Annotated in this window: 4 protein-coding genes and 1 pseudogene; 2 read left to right on the plus strand and 3 right to left on the minus strand. The window is 59.6% G+C overall.

The annotated features are described in order from the left end of the window. Positions 1-92: 92 nt before the first annotated feature. Together FHT71_RS09345 and FHT71_RS09350 are read right to left on the minus strand one after the other, a co-directional pair. Positions 93-845 (minus strand): hypothetical protein, encoded by a 753-nt coding sequence (locus FHT71_RS09345; RefSeq protein WP_088692114.1) that lies wholly within the window; start codon positions 843-845, stop codon positions 93-95. A 150-nt stretch (positions 846-995) separates the two neighbouring features. After that, entirely contained in the window at positions 996-3,299 is a 2,304-nt protein-coding gene (locus tag FHT71_RS09350; RefSeq protein ID WP_183719523.1) for an EAL domain-containing protein, read from the minus strand. Positions 3,300-3,629: 330 nt separating this feature from the next. Between FHT71_RS09350 and FHT71_RS09355 the strand changes: the two genes are divergently transcribed. Beyond that, entirely contained in the window at positions 3,630-4,169 is a 540-nt protein-coding gene (locus FHT71_RS09355; RefSeq protein WP_007797661.1) for a TRAP transporter small permease subunit, read from the plus strand. Between the two features lie 21 nt (positions 4,170-4,190). Then, the gene (locus FHT71_RS09360) at positions 4,191-5,738 is read left to right on the plus strand and encodes a TRAP transporter large permease subunit (protein ID WP_007797659.1); all 1,548 of its coding nucleotides are present in this window, start codon (positions 4,191-4,193) and stop codon (positions 5,736-5,738) included. 71 nt (positions 5,739-5,809) lie between these two features. On the opposite strand, the pseudogene FHT71_RS31215 reads toward FHT71_RS09360, so the two are convergent. Further along, positions 5,810-6,000: pseudogene (locus FHT71_RS31215) on the minus strand (group II intron reverse transcriptase/maturase); the annotation flags it as partial.

Here is a 6,000-nt window from a genome sequence, read left to right on the forward strand (position 1 = left end):
TGCAGAGGGATTACACAAAGCTATGATAAAGCGCAATGCATGAGAATGCCGCAGGCAGGCGTGCATTCTCAGCCAAATTCAAGCGGATGGGATCACAGCGGAAGATCGGTTCCGAGATCGCCTTCAGCCATGAAACGTGCCGTCGGGATGATGGTGAGCGGCGGCAGCGTGTCATTGGGAGTGCGCGAGAACATCATGCGCTGTTCGCTGGCGCTGGAGATGAAGAAGGGATAGCGCGTCAGGAGCTTTCGGCCGACCTCGATGACATTGGTCGCCATCAGCGTCAGATCGAAACCGTAGGTCTCGGTCATGCGGCTCGCGACGACGGTATCGGCATAGAAGACACGCTTGTAGAAGGCCGCATGCGCCGGGCGCACGTGCTGCATCACACGGTCCGCGCGAAAATGCGCGGCAGCGACGATGTTCGGACGCAGCGTAAGATAGGGAATCCACGGCATTTCCGTGCTGAGTTCCGGATCCGCAGCGAAGCGCGCCGGATCGATCAGGCTCAGTCCGGCATCCAGAAACGCATCCATTTCCACCGGAAAGATACCGCCCGATTGTGAGACACGATGGTCCGGGGTCACGTGATGGATGCGGATCGTGCTGACGAGCTGTTCATAATAGTACAGTCCAAAAACATAGGCCTGACTGTCGAAGTCGGCCTCGTCGATCATGCTTTTGGCGGCGACTGGAAGCACTTCACGGGCCTTGTAGGCCTTGTAGCGCAGGCGCTCCACCTCTTCCATATCCTCGCCGCTTTCGACGCGGCGGTATTCGACGTGGTTCATTATTTCGAGGAGTTTGCTGCTGAAATCACTCGTCTTTAAAGGGTTGTCTGCCATAGTTGCTCGGTTCGCCTGTTAACGAAGCATTAATCATATGGAACCAGCGGAAGAGCAAGAACGGTGCGAGAATTTGCATTATATTTGAATTGTTAAGGTTAACGGCGCTGCGTTTGCGCGATGCATCCTCGGCTGCAAGAGCGAGCGGGCTTATGCAACTTTCGAGCGACGACGCGGCGCCGTGCGGCGGCTGAGGCTTTGGGAGAGGATGGCGATGTTCTGCGCCGGAACTGCCGGCGAGAAAACGTAGCCCTGCACGAGATCGGTGGCGCGATACTTGTTGAGCAAGGCCAGTTGCTCGGTGGTCTCGACACCTTCGGTGACGATCTTCAGACCGAGTTCGCGCGCCAGGTTGACGGTGCCGCGCAGCAGCTTGAGCCGACGCCCGTCCTCGACGATGTTGCGCAGGAACGAGCGGTCGATCTTGACGATGTCGAGCGGCAGCGTGTCGAGATAGCTGAGGCTGGAGAAGCCGGTGCCGAAGTCGTCGATCGCAATCGTGATCCCGCGTGCCCTCAGTTCGGCGAGGATCGCGCGCACCGCAGCCGGCTCGTCGATCAGGCAGCTTTCGGTGATCTCCAGATGCAGTCGCGCTGGCTCGAGGCCCGAGGCCTCGAGCGCTTCCGCGACCACGGCAAGAATGTCGGCGTCACGCAGATCGCGCGCCGACAGGTTGACCGAAACCGCGATATGATCCGGCCAGTTCATGCAGTCCTTGCACGCCTTCATCAGGATGGAGCGGGTGATCTCGGAGATGATGCCCATCTCTTCGGCAAGGCGAATGAAGACATCCGGTGGGATCGCGCCCTTCTCGGGATGCACCCAGCGCGCCAGCGCCTCGGCACATTCTATGCGCGTTCCGTCCGCTTTGAACATCGGCTGGTAGGCAACGCTCAGACCCTGGTTGCCGATCGCTTCGCGCAGATCCGCCTTGAGCTTCTGCTGCTCGATATAGCGACCGTCCATCTCGCGTTCGAAGCCGGCAATGCCACCGCGCTGCTTCGACTTGCTCTCGAAGAGGGCGAGATCAGCCTTGATGCTCCACTCCTCCATCGCGAAGGCATCGCTTTCCAGGATCGCAAAGCCGGCACTCAGCGAAACGAGGAAGGTGACGTCATCCGCCTCGTAATTGCCCTGGATGCTCTCGTGGAAGCGGTGAATCTCCGCGTCGAGCGTGGCCATGTCCTTCGCATGCGGGAAGAAGAGAATGAACTGGTCACCCATCAAGCGGCCGACGATGGCCTTGCCCGCCTGCTTTGCGATACGGCTTGCGATGGCGCACAACAACCGGTCGCCGGTGATGTGGCCGCGCATATCGTTAACATGCTTGAACTCGTCGATATCGAGAACCATGAAGGCGACGGGGCCGCGCTTCTTCTGGTGCTTGGTCAGGTAGTCCTGCACGAGATGGCTGAAGTATTCGCGGTTCGGCAGACCGGTCAGCGCATCGAAGCGAACCATGTGCAGGATCTTCTGCTCCGCCTTCACGCGGCTCGACACGTCTTCGAAAATCAAGACGGCACCGCCATCGGCGCGGCGGCTCGCCGAAAACTCCAGCGACAGATCCTCTGGAAAGTGAATCAGCGTGCGCGAAAGCTTGCCCTCGGCGACATGCGTCATCTGCCGCAGGATCAGCTCCGGCTGCGTGGAATCCATAAAGCTGTAGCGGGCGCCGTAGCGCAGCACCGCGCCGAGGTCGCGTTCCTTCAGCCGCTCATGGTCGCCGATCTTCAGAAGGTCGCAGGCCTTGCGGTTGATAACCTGGATACGGTTTTCCGGATCGACCATCACCAGGCCATGCGGCATGTTGTTGAGTGCCGTGTCGAAGCGGTCGGCGATCATCGAGATCTCGCGACGCGCAATGACGTTCTCATAGAGGAACTCGCGCACGCCGTTGGCCATTGCCCGCGTCGTCAGGCCGAACGGAATGAGGAAAGCCGACAGGATCGCGCGATAGAAGTCGAGCGCCATCAGGCTGCAGATGATCATCGGCAGACAGCAGGCCAGCGTCTGCAGGTCGATCGCCTTTTGCGATCCATAGTTTCGGCCGACGACGGAGACCATCGACGCCATGGTGACCGCGATGCAGGCGAGCTCGGCGAACGGATCCTGCAGGATGAAGATCGCGTAACCGCTGCCGATGCCGAGGATCGTTGCGGTTGACGCGGCACCGATGACGTAGACGGTTTCCCAATGTTCGATCTGCTCGCGCGAAAGCGTCCGCTTGTCGACCTTGTCGAACATGCGGAAGGTCACCATCCGGCCAGCGAAAACCGCAAGGAAACCGACCGACAGGACGACATAGAATGGAGAACTGGTTTTCAGGGCAACGGCGAGGAAGGCAACCACATGCACGACGACGCCCGCGACGAGTGTCATGCGATTCCCGAAGAGGGAGCTGACAAACGACAGATAAACGTCGGGAGGGACCCTGTTCGGGTTATGTGGCTTCATCCATACTTTCCCTGTGCGGCGAAACCTTACCCGCAACCCTTTAAAAATTGATTTCGGGTAATCGATACATTTTGTCGAATTTTTCAAAACCCTGGGATGAATTTTAGCGTTTGCAAGGACTTATGCAGCCATTTGGAGAAGTTTTTCGGGCTTAGCGGCTAGCCACAGGTTGTCTTGCCGCTTCACGACTAACGCCACGCGCGTCTGGGAGGGTCTGTACGACTATATTCCAACACGCCCCCTTTAATCTTTCAATTTGAAAAGCCGTGGTCTAAACCGGTGAAAAGATAAAAGGCGCATAAAAACGCGCGACATAACAAGGGGGAAGGCATGCCGGCTTTGTTGACCGTCAGCCGGTTGATCGATGCGGTCAGCCAATTCATGGGCAAACTATCCGAATACATGGTGCTGTTCTGTTGTCTGATCAGCGCCGCCAACGCGCTGATCCGCTATTCTCTCAACTACAGCTCCAACGGCTGGCTCGAGATCCAATGGTATCTCTTCGCCTTCATCGTCGTGCTGGGCGCTGCTCATACGCTGCGCATGAACGAGCACGTGCGTGTGGACCTGATCTATGGCGCAGTCTCCGACAAGACGAAGATCTGGATCGACATCATCGGCCTGATCGTGTTCCTGATCCCGGCCTGCATCTTCCTGACCTGGCTCTGCTGGCCGTTCTTCCTGTCCTCCTACCAGCAGCATGAGATCTCCGCCAATGCCGGCGGCCTGATCCGCTGGCCGGTCAAGCTCATCCTCCTCCTCGGCTTCGGGTTGCTATCCCTTCAGGGCATCTCGGAGTTGATCAAGAGGATTGCTGCCCTCACCGGCTACATCCTGATCGATACAAAATACGAAAAGCCGCTGCAGTAAGCCGGACCGGGAGGAACACCATTGTTTGATTTCGGCATCATTCCGCCGGCCATGTTCGTGGGCATGGTCCTCTTCATGCTCTACGGCTTTCCGGTTGCCTTTTCGCTGGCTGCCGTCGGCCTGTTCTTCGGCATTATCGGCATCGCCACCGGACATTTCAGCGAAGCCTTCCTGCAAGCGCTGCCGCTGCGCTTCTTCGGCATCGTCTCCAACGACCTGCTGCTCGCCATCCCCTTCTTCACCTTCATGGGCGCTATCCTGGAGCGCTGCGGCCTTGCCGAGGACCTGCTGGAGGGAACCGGCAAGCTGTTCGGCCGCATTCCGGGCGGCCTTGCCTACGCGGTGATCCTTGTCGGCGCCGTGCTCGGTGCCATCACCGGCACCGTTGCTGCCTCGGTCATTACCATGGGCGTCATTTCGCTGCCAATCATGCTGCGTTATGGCTACAGCCCACGGCTCGCCACCGGCGTTATCGCCGCCTCCGGCACCATCACCCAGGTCATTCCGCCCTCCCTCGTGCTCGTCGTGCTTGCCGACCAGCTCGGCAAATCGGTCGGCGACATGTATCTCGGCGCTATCGGCCCGTCGATCCTGCAGGTCGCGATCTTCATGGGCTATATCCTGATCTTGTCGATCTTGAAGCCCGCCACCGTGCCGCCGCTGCCGAAGGAAGTGCGCGGCGACTTCACCTGGGGGCTGCTCCTGAAGGTGCTGTCGGGAATGGTGCCGTCGATCGTGCTGATCTTCCTCGTCCTCGGCACGATCTTCATGGGACTGGCGACGCCCACCGAAGCCGGTGCGCTTGGCGTCGTCGGCGCCATGGTGCTTGCCGCCATCCATCGCCGTCTCACCTGGCCGCTGATGCAGGAAGCGATGCGCTCCACCATGCACATCACCTCGATGGTAGTGATGATCCTGATCGGCTCGACCTGCTTCAGCCTCGTCTTCCAGGGCATGGATGGCTCGCGCTGGATCGAGCACATGCTGTCGGGTATCCCCGGCGGCCCCGTCGGCTTCCTGATCTTCGTCAACATCTTCATCTTCGTGCTGGCCTTCTTCCTCGATTTCTTCGAGATCGCCTTCATCGTCATCCCGATGCTGGCGCCGGTTGCTTCGGCGCTCGGCATCGACCTGATCTGGTTCGGCGTGCTGATTTGCGTCAACATGCAGACGAGCTTCATGCATCCGCCGTTCGGCTTCGCGCTCTTCTACTTGCGCTCCATCGCCGATCGCAGCGTCAAGACCTCGGATATCTACATGGGTGCCCTGCCCTGGGTCTGCATGCAACTGATCCTGGTTGCGATCGTGATTTTCTGGCCACAATCGGTAACCTATTGGCTCGACAAGGGGCCGAAGATCGATCCGAACTCGATCAAGATCGAGGTGCCCGGCTTCGGCGGCAACGGCTTGTCGCTGCCACCGCTGGGAACACCGGGCGGCGCTTCACCACAGATGCCCGGCCTGACCTTGCCGCCGCTGAATGGCCTGCCCGGCCAGCCACCGGCGCCCGCGCCGGCAACTCCCGCGCCACCGGCCACCGATCTCAGCCAACCACCCAAGATCAACTGAATCGGGTAGGAGGGAGCTTTTCGGCATCCCTCCTCCCACACCACCGTGCGAACGGTTCCGTACACGGCGGTTCATGAAGCGTTGTTTAGACGTCTGAGTTCCTGCTGGAGAGAGATCAGCCCGAGTTGGTCAAAGAAGGCCTTGCGGAAGGCATCGTTCATGTGGCTGGCCCCGGCATTCCACCAGGGGCCGCGGCCATTGCAGGCCGATCCACATGCACGCTGTTCCGTCAGACCCCGCTGCATCAACCGCATGGCCCGCG

Origin of the sequence: Rhizobium sp. BK060, from assembly GCF_014193145.1 — a bacterium.
Taxonomy (GTDB): domain Bacteria; phylum Pseudomonadota; class Alphaproteobacteria; order Rhizobiales; family Rhizobiaceae; genus Rhizobium.